Here is a 17,503-nt window from a genome sequence, read left to right on the forward strand (position 1 = left end):
GCATCGCCTTCCCGGAGCCGCCCGTGCCCCCGATCCACGACATCAACTGGCCGTTGTGGCTGTCCACCATGCTGCCCATGGCCCTGAGCGCCGGGCCCGGCAACCTGATGGTGGCCAGCTCCGGCGCCCGCAGCGGCGTGCGCCGCTCGCTGCGCTTTATCCTCGGCCTCGACCTGACTTACTGGCTGCTGGCCCTGCTGGTGGGGCTGGGGCTGTATCACAGCCTGGCGGCGCAGCCGCAATGGCTGTGGAGCCTGCGGGTGGCCGGCAGCCTGTACATTTTCTGGCGCGGCCTGCGCCTGTTGCTGCGCTCGCGGGGCTTATCCGCCGCGCCGGACGCGCCCCTGGGCTTTCGCGATGGCGTGCTGCTGCAACTGGGCAATGTGCAGGGCCTGGTGATGCTGCTGGTGATGTTCTCGACCTTCAGCCCCGTTACCGACGCCGGCAGCGCCGTGGTGCTGGTGCTCAGCGCCGCGCTGATCGCGGTCAACCTGTTCGGCCACCTGCTCTGGGCCAGCCTGGGCTCCAGCCTGCAAGTGCTGCTACGGGACCGACCGAGCTTGCTGGTGGCGCAGAATGCCCTGTTCGGCTTGCTGCTGATGGCGGTGGCCATATGGATCTTCCTGCGCGGCGCCTAGTGCGCCAGCGGCCCTTCAGCCGGCCTGCAGCCCGTGACGCAGCAGCAGCTCGCAGAGAAACCTCGCCACCTGCTCGACCCGCTCCTGGCCCTGGGTCGCCTGGTTGCGCAACAGCCAGATGTCCGCGCGGTGAACCGGGGTCTGGGGCAGCACCCGACGCAGGCCCAAGGGCTCTGCGATATAGGCCGGCAAGGCGGCAATCCCCAGCCCTGCCTGCACTGCCTTGAGCTGCGCCTCCAGATTGCCGGTGCGCATCCACAGCGGCTGGCCGCCGCTGAGCTGGTCCAGCCAGCGGGCCAGGGGCAGGTGTTCCAGGGCCTGGTTCCAGCCGATCAGCGAATGCTGGCCCAGGTCCGCCGGTTTCTCGGGGCAGCCATGGACCGAGGCATAACCCGGGGAACAGAACAACGCCTGGGTCAGCTCGCCGACCCGGCGCAGGGTGAAGTTGCCGGCCTCCGGCCGCTGCAGGCGCAGCAGCAGATCGCTGTGGCTCTGGGTGAGCTTGACCGAGCGAGCAGCATTGACGAAGTCGAAGCTGATCTGCGGGTGCTGCACGCGAAACTGCGCCAGCGCGGGAATGATCAGGTGGCTGCCCATCAGCTCCGGGCAGTCGATGCGCACCACCCCCGCCATGCGCGCACCGGGCTGGGACATCTGCCGCGTCATCAGCTGGAAGCGCTCTTCGGCCTCCAGGGCCATGGGCAGCAAGGCCTGGCCGGCCTCGGTGAGGAAATAGCCCTGGGTGGTCTTCATGAACAACAGGGTGTTCAAGGCCTGCTCCAGCACCAGGATCTTGCGTGAAACCGTCGAGGCGGACACCTTCAGCGCCTGCCCGGCGTCGGTGATGTTGTTGGCATTGGCCACAGCGATGAAAAACCGCAGATCGTCCCAGTTCACGTTTACCTGCCCTATCCCTGAAAACCCAGGCCCGGGATCTTATGCGATATCGCCAACGCGGCGGTCAGACTTTTCTCAGGTAAAGTGCCCCAGATCTTTACTGCCCACGGATCGGGAACCTCTCATGCTGGAACTGCACACCCCCCGCCTTCACCTGCGCCCCTTGGCCCCCCATGACTGGGCGTTGTTCCTGAACCTGCACAGCGACCCGGACAACCTGCGCTATGTCTGCGATCCGCTGTCCCGGGCCCAGATCGAGGAGCGCTTCACCTCGCGCCTGCCCCGCTGGGACCTCGACTCGACACACTGGCTGTGCCTGGTGATCCGTGATCGCGAGAGCGGCGAGGAGCTGGGCCTCACCGGCCTGCGCATCAGCGACAGGGACGCCGCCGAAGCCGAGGTCGGCTACCTGCTGGCGCGCCATCACCAAGGCCGGGGCGTGGCCGCAGAGTCGCTGCGCGGGCTGATGGAGTACGCCCGCCAGGGCCTGGGCATCAAGCGCCTGGTGGCCACCGTCACCGACGGCAATGCGGCCTCCTGCCAGGTCCTGGAAAAGTGCGGCTTCGTCTTCCTGCGCCGCGACGAAGGCGCCTTCCGCCAGGGCGGCGAAGACTTCGACGACCTGATATTCAGCTGCCCGCTGACAGCCTGAACCCGGATTTGCCAGCGCGGCCCCACCCTCGCAGCGTGGTTTTTTCTTGACAGTGAAAAATCTCAACGGCTATTGTCTGACAACCTGACTGCCACGGTTTTTCCTTCCCATGCTCGAACTCCAGCGACCTGACTCCCTCGTTGTCCGCGTGGTCAATGCGATCCGCAGCGAGATCGACTCCGGCCGCCTGGCGCCCGAATCGCGCCTGCCGACCGAGCAGCAGTTGGCCGAGCAGTTGAACGTCAGCCGTTCGGTGATTCGCGAAGCCATCGCCCAGCTCAAGGCCGACGGCGTGCTGATCGCCCGGCGTGGCCTGGGTTCGTATATTTCCAAGACCCCGGCCGGCACCGTGTTCCGTTTCCCCCAGGGCAACGGGCGCTTGCCGGACCTGGCGCAGATGTTCGAGATGCGCCTGTGGATCGAAACCCAGGCGGCGTCGATCGCCGCCCAGCGCCGGGACGCCGCCGACCTGCAACGGATGCAGCAGGCGCTGCAGGAAATGCACGACAAGCGCAGTGATTTCGAAGCCGCAGGGTTGGCCGACGTGGAGTTCCACCGGGCCATCGCCGAGGCCAGCAAGAACGACTACTTCGTGGCCTTCCATGATTTTCTGCGCAGCCAGCTGACCAGTGCCCGCAAGGCCGCCTGGGAGAACTCGGCGCGGCGCCAGGTCGGCGGTTCCGCCGATGCCACCCAGGAACACCAGGCGCTGTACCAGGCGATTGCCGCCGGTGACCGCCAGGCCGCGGCCGGTTGCGCCGACGCCCACTTGCGCGCCGCGGCCAAGCGCCTCGGCCTGGAGTTGCCCACTACGGATTAAGCACAGCGGCACGCTTGAGGCTTCAAGCGTCGCGCCGCGAGGTTTTGTCGGATTAGTTAGTCTGACAACCTGATAACCAGACCGAAACAGATTAGAGCCAAGGTATCCAAGAACAATGACTTACGACTTTTGCATCATCGGCGGCGGCATCGTCGGCCTGGCCACGGCCATGGAGATCCTCAAGCGCCAGCCCGGCGCTTCGCTGGTGATCCTGGAAAAGGAAAACGTCCTGGCCAAGCACCAGACCGGGCACAACAGCGGGGTGATCCACGCCGGCATCTACTACGCGCCGGGCAGCCTCAAGGCCGACCTGTGCAAGCGCGGGGCCGAGGCCACCAAGCAGTTCTGCCGCGAGCACGGGATCAAGTTCGAGGTCTGCGGCAAGGTGCTGGTGGCGTCCAATGCCCTGGAGATGGAACGCATGGAGGCCCTGTACCAGCGCTCGCAACAGAACGGCCTGAAGGTCGAGCGCCTGGATGCCGAGCAACTGCGCCAGCGCGAACCGAACATCGTCGGCCTCGGCGGGCTGTTCCTCGACGCTACCGGCATCGTCGACTACCGCGAAGTCTGCGAAACCATGGCCCGGGTGATCCGCCGCGAGGGCGGCGAGATCTGCCTCAGCCAGACCGTCACCGCGATCCAGGAAAGCGCCGACAGCGTCACCGTCAGCAGCCACGGCGGCAGCTGGCGGGCGAAGAAGCTGGTGGCCTGCGCCGGCCTGCAATCGGACCGCCTGGCGGTGATGGCCGGGGTGAAGATCGACCACCAGATCATCCCCTTCCGCGGCGAATACTTCCGCCTGCCGGCGGCGAAGAACAACATCGTCAACCACCTGATCTACCCGATTCCCGACCCGGAGCTGCCGTTCCTCGGCGTGCACCTGACCCGCATGATCGATGGCAGTGTCACCGTCGGCCCCAACGCGGTACTGGGCCTGGGCCGGGAGAACTATCGGAAGTTCTCCATCAACTGGCGCGACGTGGCGCAGTACGCCAGCTTTCCCGGGTTCTGGAAAACCATCTGGCAGAACTTGGGCTCCGGCACCACCGAAATGAAGAACTCGCTGTTCAAGTCCGGTTACCTGGAGCAGTGCCGCAAGTACTGCCCGTCCCTGCAAGTGGAGGACCTGCTGCCCTATGAAGCGGGGATCCGCGCCCAGGCGGTGATGCGTGACGGCAGCCTGGTGCACGACTTCCTGTTCGCCGAAACCCCGCGCATGTTGCACGTATGCAACGCGCCCTCGCCCGCCGCCACCTCGGCGATTCCCATTGGTTCGATGATTGCCGACCGGATTTTCCAGGCCACCTGAAACACAGCGCGTCACGCCTTTGCGGTGCAGCGCCCAGGCCCTGCCCAGCGCGTCACGTGTCGCCGAAACAGCCCGCGGCCGCCCTTGGGGGCGCGTCGCGCAAGGCTCGCGTCAACTCGACAATAAATACAATGATTCATGAGGAAGTACGGAAATGAGCGCAGTTGAAACCAGCAGTACTGCAGCGGAAACCCCACAACAGACCCAGAAACGCCTGCGCAAGGTCGCGGCGGCCACCATCTTCGGCTCGATGCTGGAGTGGTACGACTTCTACCTCTACGCGACCATGGCGGCCATCGTCTTCTCGAAGATCTTCTTCGATAACAGCAACCCGAAAAGCGCCACGCTGATGGCCTTCTCGACCTTTGCCATCGGTTTTATCGCCCGGCCCTTCGGCGGCATCCTGTTCGGCTACCTGGGGGACAAGTTCGGCCGCAAGCAGGTGCTGGTGCTGACCTTCTGCCTGATGGGCGTGTGCACCGCGCTGATCGGCCTGATTCCCAGCTACGCCTCGATCGGCATCTGGGCGCCGATCCTGTTGGTGGCGATCCGCATCATCCAGGGCCTGGGCGCTGGTGCCGAACTGTCCGGCGCGGCGGTTACCTCCTATGAACACGCCAGCGAAGGCAAGCGCGGCAGCCAGGGCGCCTGGCCGGCACTGGGGCTGAACCTGGGCCTGTTGCTGTCGTCGCTGACCATCTACCTGCTGACCATCAACGGCAACGAGTTCCTGCTGGCCGGCGGCTGGCGCATTCCGTTCGTCTGCAGCATCGTCCTGGTGGCGGTGGGCCTGTGGGTGCGCAACAGCATTCCGGAAACCCCGGAGTTCAAGGAACTGAGCAAGGAAAGCCAGAAGGCCAAGCCCTCGCCGCTCAAGGCGCTGTTCAAGAACGACCTCAAGGGCCTGGCGGTGGTGTTCTTCGTCGCCATTGGCTACAACGCCCTGAGCTACATCTTCAAGACCTTCTCCCTGGCCTACCTGACCCAGTACAAGAACGTCGATGTGCACGTCACCTCGCTGTCGGTGACCATCGCCAGCCTGATCGCCATCGTCGCCGTGCCGTTCTTCGGCTGGCTGTGCGACAAGTGGAGCAGCAAGGCGGTGCTGATCCTCGGCGGGGTGTTCTCGGTGCTGTTCGCCTACCCGTTCCTGGCCCTGCTCAACACCGGTGAAAGCCTGATGATCTACATCGCCATCGGCGTCGGCACCGGCATCCTGGCGCCGATGATGTTCGCGCCCCAGGGCTCGTTCCTCAGCCGCCAGTTTCCGACCGCCACCCGCTCCTCGGGCTTTGGCACCGGGCGCGAAATCGGCACCGCAATTGCCGGCGGCCTGGCGCCGCTGGGGGCTCTGTCCCTGGTCACCGCCTCGGCCACCCACTCCACCGACGGCGTGGTGATCATCCTCGCGGTTGCCGCCGTGCTGGTGGTGGTGTTTGCCCTGTGCGACCAGGGCCGCAAGCACTCGGCATTCAAGAACTGACGCAGTGTTGAACCTCCACAGCGCCCCTGGCGGCCTGTGGAGACTCTGCTAAGGTGGCCGCTGCATTCGAATCACGGGCCACCCCATGCAATCTTGCAGCGCATTCGGCGTCGATGCCGATGGTTTGATCACCCTCCCTGCCGAACCCCCTCTGCAGCCCGAATACCTCGGTGTGCTCGACGACCTCTGCGCCTGCTTGCACGCCCCGGCCAGCCCGCCGCTGCACAGCCTCTACCTGTATGGCAGCGTCGCCCGGGGCACAGCCAGGCCCGGGGTCTCCGACCTGGACCTGTGCCTCATCCTGCAACACCCCGCCACCCCGCAGCAGTTGCGCCACCTGGAGCAGCTGCGCCAGGCGCTGCAAGCGCGGCACCCCCGGGTGTCGAAGATCGACTTCGACATCGGCCACCTGGCCCAGGTCCTGGCCGCGGAAAACCTCGACAGCTGGGGCTATTGGCTCAAGCATCATTGCCGCTGCCTGTCCGGCGAGGACCTGCGCCGGCGCTTTGCGCCCTTCAGGCCCAGCCGGGAGATTGCCCTGGCAGTGAACGGCGACTTCCAGAGAGTGCTCGACGACTACGCCGAGCGCATCGAGGGCGAGCGCCAGCCCGCGCAAATCCTGCGCCTGCAACGCGAGGCATCCCGCAAACTGATTCGCGCCACCCACCTGTTGCGCGCAGAACAGGAGCCGAGCTGGCCTCACAGCCTGGATGAACATGTGCGGTTGTTCGTGCAGCGTTACCCCGACATGGCCGTGCCCATTGCCGAGTTCCGCCAGACCGCCGAAGCCGGGGCCGCCGCCAGTGCCGGTTTCAGCCGCCGCCTGCGGCAGATGGTGCAGTGGATGGCCGCAGAGCACATCCGGCCGCGAGCCAGGAACTAGCCCGGGGACCGACCACGCCCCGGCCGTTGCTGCATGCCGCGAACAGGCCCGCGCCGCCCTGCCTGCCCTGTTGCCGGCCACCCTGGAACGGGTCAGGCCAGCAGCACCTCGATCCCCAGCTGCCGATAGCCCTGGATATCCGCCTCAGGCACTTCCTGCTCGGTGACCAGCCGCTGCAAGCGCTGGCACGGCACCACCACAAAGGGCTCCATCGCGCCCAGCTTGTCGGCGGTGGTCACGGCGATGACTTCGGCGGCGCTGTCGAACATCGCCTGCTTGATCGGCACTTCATCGAAATGCAGGGAGCTGATGCCGATCTCCGGGTGAATCGCACAGACCCCGGTGAACATCAGGTCGGCCTTGATCCCCTGGATCATCCGCAGTGCTTCATGACCGCTGGCGGACAGGGTGGCCGGGTTGAGCTGGCCGCCCACGAGAATCACCTTGACCCCGGGGTATTCGGCCAGAGCCACGGCAATCATTGGCGAAGCAGTGACCGCGGTCAGGCGGATGTCGGCCGGCAGGGACTGGGCGATGTGCAAGGTGGTGGAACCGGAATCGAACAGCACCGTCTGGCCGTCTTTCACCCATTGCACGGCAAACTGCGCCAGACGCAGTTTCGCCTCGCTGGTTTCGCCGACCCGCGTGAAGTAGTCCTTGCCGCTGTCCTTGGGCCGCGGCAGCGCGCCGCCGTGGACCCGCTGCACCAGGCCGGCCGCATCCAGCTCGGCAAGATCGCGGCGGATGGTGTCTTCGGACACCGCGAAGTGCCGGCTCAGCTCGGCGGCCAGGACCTTGCCGTCGCGCTCCAGGAGCAGGAGGATTTTCTGCCGGCGCACCGAAGGCAGTTCGGCGTGATGCTGCTGGTCTTGCATGTTATTGCCCGCTTTTGCGTGTTTTTGCGAGATTAGCCAAGCCCTCTGCCGAACACAAGCGGGCGCGATCAGGGAATCAGTTGAGGCGGCCGTGCGTTGTACAGCGCAGCCTCGCCCAAGCGCTCGCGTACCAGCGCCTGGGCTTGCCGGGTCATCTGGTCCAGATGCCGGTCGCGCTTTTTCTCCGCTTCCAGCATGGCCTTGCGCCCGTGCTGGGCCAGCAGGTAGGTGTGGATCTGCCGCACTTCCAGCGATTGGTAGATCGGCGCCACGTCCAGCACCGCCAGCAGGCCGTCGCTGCCATGGTCTTGGGTATTCATCAGCACCTGCGGGCCGCGAGCACTCAGCAGTTGAAAGCCCAGGGCCTCGAAGCACGCCACTTTGGCCACGTGGCAGGCCAGCTCGGCATGGGGGTAACGCGCGCGCATGGCCTCCAGCATCTGCCGGGCAATGCCCTGGCGCCGATGGCTTTGCAGCACCGCCATGTAGGCCACGGCACAGGCCCGGGGATCGTCCTTGAGCGGCAGGTACAGGGTGAAACCCAGTACCTTTTCAGGGTCCTGAGTGTCGGTGGCCACCACCAGCTCTACCGCGATCCCCCGGGAGCCGTCCATGGCCTGCAGGTACAGGTGCACCTCGTAGCCAACGCCGTACTGGTACAGGTTGTACAGCGGGTTGCTGGGGGCGATGGCCACCGCGCTGATGTCGCTGATGTAGTCCACCACCATCTGCTGGATCTGGCTCTGGATGGCTTCGGGCGGCGGGGCTTGGAACAGGGTGATGCTGGACATCGAGGCGGTGACTCCGAGGATGGGGGCATGCCCGGGCATGGCGGGCGGCGCCATGATAACCCGCTGCGGGCCGCTCAGGCGCACAGCCACGCCGGTGCGGCGGGCACGCGGGGTCGTCGAACAGGCAGGCAATGGATTGAGGAGGCTGCGGATGCCGGCCGGGCCGGCAGGTTGCGCGCCCCTCTTGGGGGCGGCGCAACCGGCACAGGAGACGGCGGCACGCTGGCCGCCGCAGTGCCCCGCCCGACGAACGCGGGCGGGGCCGAGGCTTACAGCGCCATGTCGGCCGCTGGGTTGCTCTCGGGCTTGGCCATGCTGGCCGGAGCCTGAGGCGCTGCACCTTTCACCGCAGGTGGCGGGGTCAGTTGCAGCACTTCGGCGGTGTAGGCCCACTCTTTGGCCACACGCTCGGGGCTGTCGTTCAGGGCGGTGCCGTAGCTCGGTACGATCTGCTTCAGCTTCTCTTGCCAGGCTGGCGTCGCGACCTGGTCCTTGAAGACTTTCTGCAGCACGCTGAGCATGATCGGCGCGGCGGTCGAGGCACCTGGGGAAGCGCCCAGCAGACCGGCGATGCTGCCGTCCTGGGAAGCGACGATCTCGGTGCCGAGTTTCAGCACGCCGCCCTTCTCTTCGTCACGCTTGATGATCTGCACGCGCTGACCGGCCTGCCACAGGCGCCAGTCTTCTTTCTTGGCGTTGGGGAAGTATTCCTTCAGGGCGTTGAAGCGGTCGTCATCCGAGAGCATCAGCTGGCCGGCCAGGTATTCCACCAACGGGTACTGTTCGATGCCGACTTTGGTCATCGGCCAGAAGTTGTGGGTGGTGGTGCTGGTCAGCAGGTCGAAGTACGAACCTTCCTTGAGGAACTTGGTGGAGAAGGTGGCGAATGGGCCAAACAGGATCACTCGCTTGCCGTCCAGCACGCGGGTGTCCAGGTGCGGAACCGACATCGGCGGTGCGCCCACCGAAGCCTTGCCGTAGGCCTTGGCCAGATGCTGCTCGGCCACGGTGGCGTTATCGGTCACCAGGAACGAGCCACCCACCGGGAAGCCGGCGTATTCGTTGGCTTCAGGAATGCCCGACTTCTGCAGCAGGTGCAGGGCACCGCCGCCGGCACCGATGAACACGAACTTGGCGTCGGTCTCGGTTTTCGAACCGTCCTTGAGGTTCTTGTAGGTCACGCGCCACGAGCCGTCTTTATTGCGCTCGATGTCCTGCACTTCGCTGGACAGCTTGAGGGCAAAGTTCGGCTGGGCCTGCAGGTGGGCAACGAACTGGCGAGTGATCTCGCCGAAGTTGACGTCGGTGCCGATCGGGGTCCAGGTCGCAGCGATCTTCTGCGCCGGATCACGACCTTCCATCATCAGTGGCACCCACTTCTTGATCTGCTCGGCGTCTTCGGAGTACTGCATGCCGCTGAACAACGGGCTGGCCTGCAGGGCCTCGTAGCGAGCCTTGAGGAACTTGATGTTGTCATCGCCCCAGACAAAGCTCATGTGCGGCGTGGAGTTGATGAACGAACGCGGGTTCTTCAGCACGCCGTTCTTGACCTGCCAGGACCAGAACTGCCGGGAAATCTGGAACGCTTCGTTGATCTCGATGGCCTTGGCGATCTCGATCTTGCCGTCCTTGCCTTCCGGGGTGTAGTTCAGCTCGGCCAAAGCGGAGTGACCCGTACCGGCGTTGTTCCAGCCGTTGGAGCTTTCTTCAGCCACGCCATCCAGGCGCTCGACCATCTCCATCGACCAATCCGGCTGCAGCTCATTGAGCCAGATCCCAAGGGTCGAACTCATGATGCCGCCACCGATCAGCAGCACATCCACTTTCTTCGGCTCAGCCGCGTGCGCGGTCGTGAGGCCTATCGACATCGCCAGCCCGATCAGGGCCGTGTTCACTTTCTTCAACATTCTGTAGTACCTACGATAGAACGCCATCCGCCGCCCCATCCTCGATCCTGCGCACTCGGCACCTGGCGAAACAGGCATTTCGCAGGCCCTGGACACACGCATTCATAAAGAACTGGAGGGTGGGCACACAAGGCCGACGAGACTGGCTCGACCTCAGTTTTATATCGCTCCGGCGCTGACTTCTTGTCGTTTTTGGCTTCAGCTACTTGAGTGACACTTGTTTCTCAGGACACATCACGGGACATCGCCTGCCGGCTGCGAAGCCCCACTCCTTTCACCGGCACCGGCCTCGGCACGACGCACAATGCCGGCGCCCGTCACACGGGGCCAGCAGGAAAAGAAGGGTCGGGTTCAACCAAAGGAGGTAAACGAACACTGCCTGACATTGCATTCGGCAGGTTTGCCCGGACACTCCCGCCCGCTTGCAAGGACCCGATCAGGCCACTTGAAGCAAAGCATGGGGGAGGTATTTCCGCACAAACGATGAACCGATTCAGCGCAAGAATATCATTACGGCATCAGCCTGTCTTGGCCGGAGCGGCTGCCCTGGGCCCCGGACAAACCGCGACCCACTACGACACCCGCCGCAATCAATGCGTCACAACGACGCTGGCCGATCAGCGCGCCACAGCACTGCGTTGCGCCTTGGCGAGCAGCGATGGGGCGGGCATCATGAGCCCCCGCGCCACCTGCCAGACCATCGTCAAGGACAAGAAGAACAACCATGCACGAGACATCCCTGCAAGACACCACCGCCCCCGAGGGCGTGTGCTTCGGCTGCGGCAGCCGCAACCACCACGGCCTGCACATCAAGAGCCACTGGCACGCAGACGGCGTGCATGTGATCGCCGAGCACCTGCCGCAATCCCAGTACTGCGGCTGGCCGGACCTGGTCTATGGCGGTCTGATCGCCATGCTGGTGGACTGCCATTCCAACTGGACCGCCATGGCCTATCACTACCGCCACGAGCAGCGTGAACCGGGCAGCCTGCCACGCATCGACTGCGTGACCGGCAACCTGGGCATCAAGTTCATCAAGCCCACGCCCATGGGCGTGCCGCTGACCCTGCGAGCCCGGGTCGACGGTGAGGTGGGCCGCAAGAGCCGGGTGATCTGCGAGGTGTACGCCGACGATGTGCTGACCGCCATCGGCGATTCGATCTTCGTCCGGGTCGATACCTCGCAGCTCGCGGCGGCGGCCCACGGCCGCGACGCCTGAGACCGGGAACCTGAACTACTGGCCGTTGCCCGGGGACAGGTGCCGGTACCCCGCCGCCCGGGCGAAATCCGCCAGATGCCACAAGGTACCGTTGGCGCCCCAGGTGCCATCGGGCACCTCATCCAACAGGATCGAGGTCATCAGCACCCGCCCATCCTCTGCCGACCGGCACGCCGCCAGGGCCTGATGCAAGCCGGCGACATAGGCCTGGCGCCGGGCGCTATCGAGCACGCCGACGGGCACCTTGACCTGAATCAGGCAAGGCAGCGCCTGGGCCCCGAGATCGGCGCCGCCACAACACCAGGTGCCCGGGGCCAGCTCCTCCAGCAAGACCCAGCACAAAGCCCGCTGACGTGGGTCCTCGCCGATCTGCTCGACGTCCAGCGCCACTTGCGTCACCTCATGCAGGATCCGCTCGCGCTGCTGGGCATTGAAGGCGCCCTGGGGAATCTTGATCAGGATGTTGGGCATCGCTATCACCACTCGAAGAAAAAATGAGCCGCTATTGAGCCCCCTGCCCGGCTTGGCCAACAGCGACCGATTCGACATCTTTCGTGCATAATCGGCCAATGAACGATTTCACTGTCCTGCTGCTTCCCGGTGCCTTTGCCTCCAGTGTCGCCCTGACCCTGGACATGCTGTCCTGCGCCGCCCTGCTGGCCCCGCGCCTGGGGCTGGGCGCGCCGCGCTGGCGGGTCTGTGCGCTGCAGGCAGGCCAGGTGCGCCTGGGGCAAGGCTTGCTGCTGGACGTCGAAGCCCTGGACGCCACGGCCGACGACCGCTCCTGCTGGATTCTGCCGGGGCTGGGCCTCGACACCCCGGAGGCCATCGCCCAGCGCCTGCAGCATGCGGAGGTGGCCCCCGTGCTCCAGGCCCTGCGCCAACACGTGCACAGCGGTGCAGAAGTCGCAGCCTCCTGTTCCGCGGTGTTCCTGCTGCAAGCCGCCGGGCTGTTGCACGGGCGCCGGGTGACCACCTCCTGGTGGCTGGCGCCGCTGCTGCAGGAGTGGGTCGCCGACTGCCGCGTGGACCCGGATCAGATGGTCATCGTCGATCCGCCGCTGACCACCGCCGGTGCAGCCATCGGCCAGTCCGACCTGATGTTGCACTTGTTGCGCAGGCGCTTCTCCCCGGCCCTGGCGAACGCCGTGGGACAGGTGCTGCTGATTGATCGGCGCCAGTTGCAAGCGCCTTGTCCGGTCCCGGCGATGATGGCTCAGGGCAACGCCCTGATCGCTCGTCTCACCGCCCATATCGAATCCTGTCTGCCCAGGCTGCCCAGCGTCGGCGAACTGGCGGCGCAGTTCGGCATGTCCGAACGCACCCTGGGCCGTCAGGTGCGCAAGGCCACCGGCCACAGCAGCTTGCGCTTGATCCAGCGCGTGCAATTGAACCGCGCCCGGGCGCTGCTGCAGAACAGCAAGTACTCGGTGGAAAGCGTCGCCGAACAGGTGGGCTATCAGGACGCCACCGCCCTGCGCCGGCTGATGCGCAAGCTGCTCAACGCCACGCCGCGACAACTGCGCTGAACACACCGAGCTACTGCCTCCCCGCAACCTTTGTTACATTGCCCGCCCCCTTCCCCTGACAGGAAATCAGCCCTGACCATGGACATTCAGGAAATCCAGCGCCAGTTGGCCAAGCCGGCACTGCAATTGATCCCCGGCGGCTTTCGCCCGACCCACAGCGACGAGGAAAGCTGGCTGGGCCGGGTCTTTCTGTTTCGCGAGGATGAAGAGCTGCCGCGCAACAGTGCCGGAGAAACCCTACTGCCGTTCGCCCAGTTCTACCTGCCGGCCCTGCCCTGGCACAGCCCGCTGCTGGACGGCGTGCGGGTGCTCACGGTGTTCGTCGCCAACCCCTTCCCCGAGCCCCTGGAACCCATGGGCGAGCGCTGGCTGATTCGTGAATACCGTGCCGAGGATGTCCTGGTGCGCAAGGAGCTGTCGGCCCCGGGAGCCTTTCTCAAACCCTTCCCGGTCAAGGCCCAGGCCGTGCCCGAGGACTATCCGCTGTGGGACGGCGGTGGCGTGCCGGAAGACCTGGAGCGGGAAATCCTCGAACTGGAGCGTTCCGGGCAGATCGAGTGCTACTACGACTTGGTGAGCCATTGCTATCAGCACAAGCTCGGGGGCTACCCATCGTTCTGCCAGTCGGGGATCGATGCCGGGGACGGTTTCGAGTTCGTGATGCAGATTTCCTCCGACGCCAAGATCAACCTCAACGTGGTGGACAGCGGCAGCCTGATGTTCTGGAAGCACCCCGGCAGCGGCGAATGGGCGCTGTACTACGACTTCCATTGAGGCCCCCCCGGCTAACACCGATTTCATCCGCCGGCGGATGAAATGCCCCGGCGCCGGGTGCATCATGGGCGCTGTCCATTTTCCGGGAGACTTGCATGCCCATGCGCTCATTGCTCTTGCCCGCCGCCGTCCTGTCGTTGGGCGTGCTGGCGACCACTGGCGCCGCCGCCGACGACCAGTCGCAACTGATCGAGTCGATCAACGCCTACCGCAGCCAGCCACAACGCTGTGCCAACCAGGCCTCCTCGGAGCTGCCGCCACTGACCGGCGACCCGCGGCTGATCCTGCCGGTGGAAAATGTCGGCGACCTGCAGCAGGCCCTGGCACGGGCGGCCTACCCCATGGTCAACGTGCAGGCCATCAGCCTCTCCGGACCACGGAACGCCCAGGCGGCGATGCAGGCGGTGCGCGAGAGCTTCTGCCAGGTAGTGCTGGACCCGCAGTTCGTCGACATCGGCGTCAATCGCCAGGCCAACCAGTGGCGCATCGTGCTTGCCCGGCCGCTGCTGTCCGCGCGTCTCGGCGATTGGCAAGCCGAGGGCCAGCAATTGCTGGCCCAGATCAACACGGCCCGCAGCCAGCCGCGGCAATGCGGCGAGCAGCACTTCACCGCCACCGCGCCGCTGGCCTGGAACGCCACCCTGGGCAGCACCGCCGAAGCCCACAGCCGGGCCATGGCCAACCAGAACTACTTCGACCACAAGGACCACGACGGCCGCACCCCGGGCGACCGCGCAGAACTGGCAGGCTATGCCGGCCAGCAGGTGGGCGAGAACATCGCCGCCGGCCAGGACACGGTGCGCAAGGTGCTGGACGGCTGGCTGGCCAGCCCCGGGCATTGCGCCAACCTGATGAACCCGGCCTACCGCGAACTGGGCGCGGCCTACGCGGTGGACCCGAAAAGCGACGCCGGGATCTACTGGACCGCGATGTTCGGCGCGCCCTGAGGCCTCGGGCGCGGCGCCCGGCCGGCAGACACTGGCCGTCGACCGCGCTCACACCGGCCCCAAAATGCAAACGCCCCGATCAATCGGGGCGTTTTAGCTGGCGACAAGCACCTGGCTAGCGATTGGTCGCCACCTGACCGGCTTCCCCCTGGCTCACCAGGGCCTTGAGCGATGCATCGAATTGCTTCAGCGCGTCGACCTGCAGTTCGGTCTGCTGATTGATCTGCGCGGCAATCTCCGGCGCCGCCTTGCCGCGAACCCAGACCGACGGCAGCACCTTGGCCTGGATGCCTTCGGCCTGGCCGATGTATTGCAGGTTGGCGTCATAGAACTTGGCGATAAACCGTGCTTCCACCTTGCTGTTGCCCTTGGTCACCAGCTGGTTGTAGGTGTCGAGCATCACCACCGCATCGGGGCGAGCCTGGACCAGCGCATCGAGGCTGTCATACAGCGTCACGCTGGCGAAGTGTTTCTGCAACGACGCCATCAACCAGTTGATCGCCCGCTGCGGATCGGAGCTGTCGACAAAGGCGGCACTGATGCGCGGGTCGAGCCCGGCATTTTTCGCCCCGTTCAGCGCCACCGAGTGGTAGTGCTCCAGGTATTCCAGGGTATTGAGGGTGTTTTCGCTGTACAGCACCCCGACCGACTGGGCGTGCCGCAGATCGGCCCCGCTGTCGGCCATGGGCAGGAAGTGGCAGGAGGCGTCATCAGTGCCCTGGCTGGCCGCAGAAGCCCCGGTTCCCGCGATCAAAAGCACCACAAGGGTCACTAAAGTCGAGATTCTCATCGGGTATTTCCTTCTGCAGCAAGCACGGTGTAAGCGCTATCTTCCTCCTTTGCCAGAAAAACGGAACCTGCACTTTTTGATGATAACTATCGATTGCAGCAATGATTGACAATCGGCCCGGACGCGCCACCACAACTGCCCAGCCGATCGCGAGCGAAGATCGCAAAACCCTGTTTTTTTGGCTTACAGCTCGCCACCACCCCGATAGAATCAAGCCCCCTTTTTCTGCAAGACGAGTCCGTTCCATGGATGCTCACTCGATACTGACCTACACCCTGGTGGCGGCGATCGCCATTGCCAGCCCCGGCCCCGCCACCCTGGTGGCGCTGCACAACAGCGTGGCCTACGGTGCCAAGTCCACCCTCTGGTCATCCCTGGGCAATATCAGCGGGCTGTTCTGCATGTCCGCCGCTGCCATGCTTGGCCTCGGCGCGCTGATCGCCAGTTCCGAGTGGGTCTTCAATGCGGTGAAAATCGTCGGCGCCGGCTATCTGTTCTACCTCGGTGCCAAGCAGCTGTTCAGCAAAAGCCAGCTGCTGAGCGCGAACAGCGCCGGCGACGGCAAGCTCGCCCCGCCACCCCGCCTCAAGCTGTTCAAGTCGGCCTTCCTGACCGCCGCCACCAACCCCAAGGCGACGATCTTCTTCACCGCGCTGTTCCCGCAGTTCATCGATCAGCACGCCGCGCTGTTGCCGCAGTTCTTCATCCTGACCCTGATCTTCATGGCCCTGTCGCTGATCTCTCTCAGCGTCTACGCCGTGCTCGCGTCCCGAGCCAAGGGCGTGCTGACCCGGCCGGCCCTGTCCAAGTGGGTCAATCGCGTGGTGGGTTCGACCTTCATCTTCTTCGGCACCACCATCCTGGCCATGCGTCGGCAAACGGCTTAGGCAACCAGACGCCATGCACATCGACCTGCTGAATGAGGCGATGCTCGGTCACTGGGAAAGCGCTGTCGGCGTGATGCAATGTGAATTGCAGTTCGGCAGCCGTCTGATCTACGTCCAGCATCCGGGCAACGAGCCGCCCCGGCGTCGGCTCGTGATGGCGCAGCAACAGGTACAGGCCGCCTGGGACGACATCCCCCAGGCCCTGGCCTTTGCCGAGCAATGGTGTGAACCGGCCATACGCCAGGTCTGGCAGCTGTATCGGCAAGGCACCCTGGGATGCCCGCCGCTGGAGGTCTACTCGATTCATTTCGAGCTCGACAGCCCCTGTCCGTCCTACAGCATCTCCCTGAACCCGGATTTCGACTGGGACGCCAGCGTGATGGTGGTAGACGAACTGGGACAGGAGCAGCGGGTGCCTCTGGCCGAATATGAGCCTGAGGCCGAGTTCTGGCTGAGTGTCAGACGTCTCGGCGCCGGGCACTTCCAGCGCCAGGCCTGAGCCCTGCGCCTCAGCCCTTCTTTTTCTGCAAGGCCTTGAGCCGCGCACTGGCCCGCTGCATCGCGGCCATCTTTTCCGGGCGCTTCATGCGCTTCCATTTGCGGATGTCGTCCTTGGTCCGCCCGCAACTCAGGCACAGGTCGCCACTGAGCTGGCACAGGGCGATGCAGGGATTGTCGATTTCCTTGGCCATGACTCAACCCCGTCCCGGGCGCAGGCGCTTCAAGCGTTGCGCCCAGTCGCCGCCATTGATCCGCCGGCATTGTTCCTCGCTGTCGAAGAACACATGGGCCGCCAACGACTCAAGGTGCACATCGGCCTCGCCCAGGGCGCGGGCTGTCAGTTCAATCATCCGTGAGCCCTGGCCCGCCGCCAGGGCCTGCTCCTTGTGGGCCTGGGTGTCGAAGATCCAGGCCACCACCAGGCTCGCCGGAAAGGCGGCGTAATTCACGTCGTGGGTCAACCAGGAAAAACCGACGATCTCTGCCTTGGCGGCCTCGCAGGCTTCGGTCAGGGTGGCGGCCAGCTGGCGTTCCATGGCGGCTTGCCGGCGTTTGTCGAGTGGCATGAAGGACCTTGAGCAAGGGAAAAAAGGCCGCACAA

At 65.1% G+C, this 17,503-nt stretch carries 20 protein-coding genes; 12 read left to right on the plus strand and 8 right to left on the minus strand.

All coding sequences use genetic code 11. The annotated features are described in order from the left end of the window. Positions 1-23: 23 nt before the first annotated feature. Entirely contained in the window at positions 24-638 is a 615-nt protein-coding gene (locus tag ACMGG8_RS22455) for a LysE family translocator (RefSeq protein ID WP_414158441.1), read from the plus strand. Between the two features lie 15 nt (positions 639-653). On the opposite strand, the gene ACMGG8_RS22460 is transcribed toward ACMGG8_RS22455, so the two are convergent. Next, a complete protein-coding gene (locus ACMGG8_RS22460) occupies positions 654-1,535 on the minus strand; it encodes a LysR family transcriptional regulator (protein ID WP_060838750.1) in 882 nt (293 codons plus the stop codon). Positions 1,536-1,659: 124 nt separating this feature from the next. Here ACMGG8_RS22460 and ACMGG8_RS22465 point away from each other — a divergent pair, with 124 nt between their 5' ends. The 5 genes from ACMGG8_RS22465 (at position 1,660) to ACMGG8_RS22485 (ending at position 6,682) form a co-directional block, all read left to right on the plus strand. Continuing rightward, positions 1,660-2,187, plus strand: a complete 528-nt coding sequence (locus tag ACMGG8_RS22465; protein WP_108542979.1) for a GNAT family N-acetyltransferase — start codon at positions 1,660-1,662, stop codon at positions 2,185-2,187. A 109-nt stretch (positions 2,188-2,296) separates the two neighbouring features. After that, the gene (locus ACMGG8_RS22470; protein ID WP_414158442.1) at positions 2,297-3,007 is read left to right on the plus strand and encodes a FadR/GntR family transcriptional regulator; all 711 of its coding nucleotides are present in this window, start codon (positions 2,297-2,299) and stop codon (positions 3,005-3,007) included. A gap of 115 nt (positions 3,008-3,122) precedes the next feature. Further along, positions 3,123-4,316 (plus strand): L-2-hydroxyglutarate oxidase, encoded by a 1,194-nt coding sequence (gene lhgO / locus ACMGG8_RS22475; protein WP_060838747.1) that lies wholly within the window; start codon positions 3,123-3,125, stop codon positions 4,314-4,316. Positions 4,317-4,470: 154 nt separating this feature from the next. Continuing rightward, complete coding sequence (locus ACMGG8_RS22480; protein WP_060838746.1) at positions 4,471-5,799, plus strand: MFS transporter; 1,329 nt, start codon at positions 4,471-4,473, stop codon at positions 5,797-5,799. A gap of 85 nt (positions 5,800-5,884) precedes the next feature. Further along, entirely contained in the window at positions 5,885-6,682 is a 798-nt protein-coding gene (locus ACMGG8_RS22485) for a nucleotidyltransferase domain-containing protein (protein ID WP_414158443.1), read from the plus strand. Between the two features lie 92 nt (positions 6,683-6,774). Here the strand turns inward: ACMGG8_RS22485 and ACMGG8_RS22490 are convergent, their stop codons facing one another. The 3 genes from ACMGG8_RS22490 to mqo all read right to left on the minus strand — a co-directional run bounded on the left by ACMGG8_RS22490 (position 6,775) and on the right by mqo (position 10,255). Further along, entirely contained in the window at positions 6,775-7,557 is a 783-nt protein-coding gene (locus ACMGG8_RS22490) for a DeoR/GlpR family DNA-binding transcription regulator (protein WP_060843237.1), read from the minus strand. A 68-nt stretch (positions 7,558-7,625) separates the two neighbouring features. Further along, on the minus strand, positions 7,626-8,348 hold the full coding sequence (locus tag ACMGG8_RS22495; protein WP_060841921.1) for a GNAT family N-acetyltransferase: 723 nt from the start codon (positions 8,346-8,348) through the stop codon (positions 7,626-7,628). A gap of 269 nt (positions 8,349-8,617) precedes the next feature. Continuing rightward, positions 8,618-10,255 (minus strand): malate dehydrogenase (quinone), encoded by a 1,638-nt coding sequence (gene mqo, locus ACMGG8_RS22500; RefSeq protein ID WP_414158444.1) that lies wholly within the window; start codon positions 10,253-10,255, stop codon positions 8,618-8,620. 724 nt (positions 10,256-10,979) lie between these two features. Here mqo and ACMGG8_RS22505 point away from each other — a divergent pair. Beyond that, entirely contained in the window at positions 10,980-11,474 is a 495-nt protein-coding gene (locus ACMGG8_RS22505) for a PaaI family thioesterase (RefSeq protein ID WP_060838742.1), read from the plus strand. 15 nt (positions 11,475-11,489) lie between these two features. Here ACMGG8_RS22505 and ACMGG8_RS22510 read toward each other — a convergent pair whose 3' ends face one another. Further along, entirely contained in the window at positions 11,490-11,945 is a 456-nt protein-coding gene (locus ACMGG8_RS22510; protein WP_414158445.1) for a tautomerase family protein, read from the minus strand. A 98-nt stretch (positions 11,946-12,043) separates the two neighbouring features. Here ACMGG8_RS22510 and ACMGG8_RS22515 point away from each other — a divergent pair, with 98 nt between their 5' ends. The 3 genes from ACMGG8_RS22515 to ACMGG8_RS22525 all read left to right on the plus strand — a co-directional run bounded on the left by ACMGG8_RS22515 (position 12,044) and on the right by ACMGG8_RS22525 (position 14,724). Next, positions 12,044-13,003, plus strand: coding sequence for a GlxA family transcriptional regulator (locus tag ACMGG8_RS22515; protein WP_414158446.1), 960 nt, complete (start codon positions 12,044-12,046; stop codon positions 13,001-13,003). Between the two features lie 78 nt (positions 13,004-13,081). Then, positions 13,082-13,777 carry a DUF1963 domain-containing protein gene (locus ACMGG8_RS22520; RefSeq protein ID WP_060838739.1) on the plus strand — a complete coding sequence of 232 codons (696 nt, stop codon included), beginning with the start codon at positions 13,082-13,084 and terminating at the stop codon, positions 13,775-13,777. 101 nt (positions 13,778-13,878) lie between these two features. Then, entirely contained in the window at positions 13,879-14,724 is an 846-nt protein-coding gene (locus ACMGG8_RS22525; RefSeq protein ID WP_414159968.1) for a CAP domain-containing protein, read from the plus strand. Positions 14,725-14,839: 115 nt separating this feature from the next. On the opposite strand, the gene ACMGG8_RS22530 is transcribed toward ACMGG8_RS22525, so the two are convergent. Then, positions 14,840-15,514, minus strand: coding sequence for an ATPase (locus tag ACMGG8_RS22530; protein WP_414158447.1), 675 nt, complete (start codon positions 15,512-15,514; stop codon positions 14,840-14,842). Positions 15,515-15,759: 245 nt separating this feature from the next. On the opposite strand from ACMGG8_RS22530, the gene ACMGG8_RS22535 reads away from it, so the two are divergent. Further along, a complete protein-coding gene (locus tag ACMGG8_RS22535) occupies positions 15,760-16,401 on the plus strand; it encodes a LysE family translocator (protein ID WP_414158448.1) in 642 nt (213 codons plus the stop codon). Positions 16,402-16,414: 13 nt separating this feature from the next. Further along, entirely contained in the window at positions 16,415-16,900 is a 486-nt protein-coding gene (locus tag ACMGG8_RS22540) for a hypothetical protein (protein ID WP_414158449.1), read from the plus strand. 10 nt (positions 16,901-16,910) lie between these two features. Here the strand turns inward: ACMGG8_RS22540 and ACMGG8_RS22545 are convergent, their stop codons facing one another. Both ACMGG8_RS22545 and ACMGG8_RS22550 read right to left on the minus strand, forming a co-directional pair. Further along, positions 16,911-17,093, minus strand: coding sequence for a DUF1289 domain-containing protein (locus ACMGG8_RS22545; RefSeq protein WP_414158450.1), 183 nt, complete (start codon positions 17,091-17,093; stop codon positions 16,911-16,913). A gap of 3 nt (positions 17,094-17,096) precedes the next feature. Then, entirely contained in the window at positions 17,097-17,468 is a 372-nt protein-coding gene (locus ACMGG8_RS22550; protein ID WP_060838733.1) for a hypothetical protein, read from the minus strand. Between the last annotated feature and the right edge of the window lie 35 nt (positions 17,469-17,503).

Source organism: Pseudomonas sp. BNK-45, from assembly GCF_047456255.1.
Lineage (GTDB): Bacteria > Pseudomonadota > Gammaproteobacteria > Pseudomonadales > Pseudomonadaceae > Aquipseudomonas.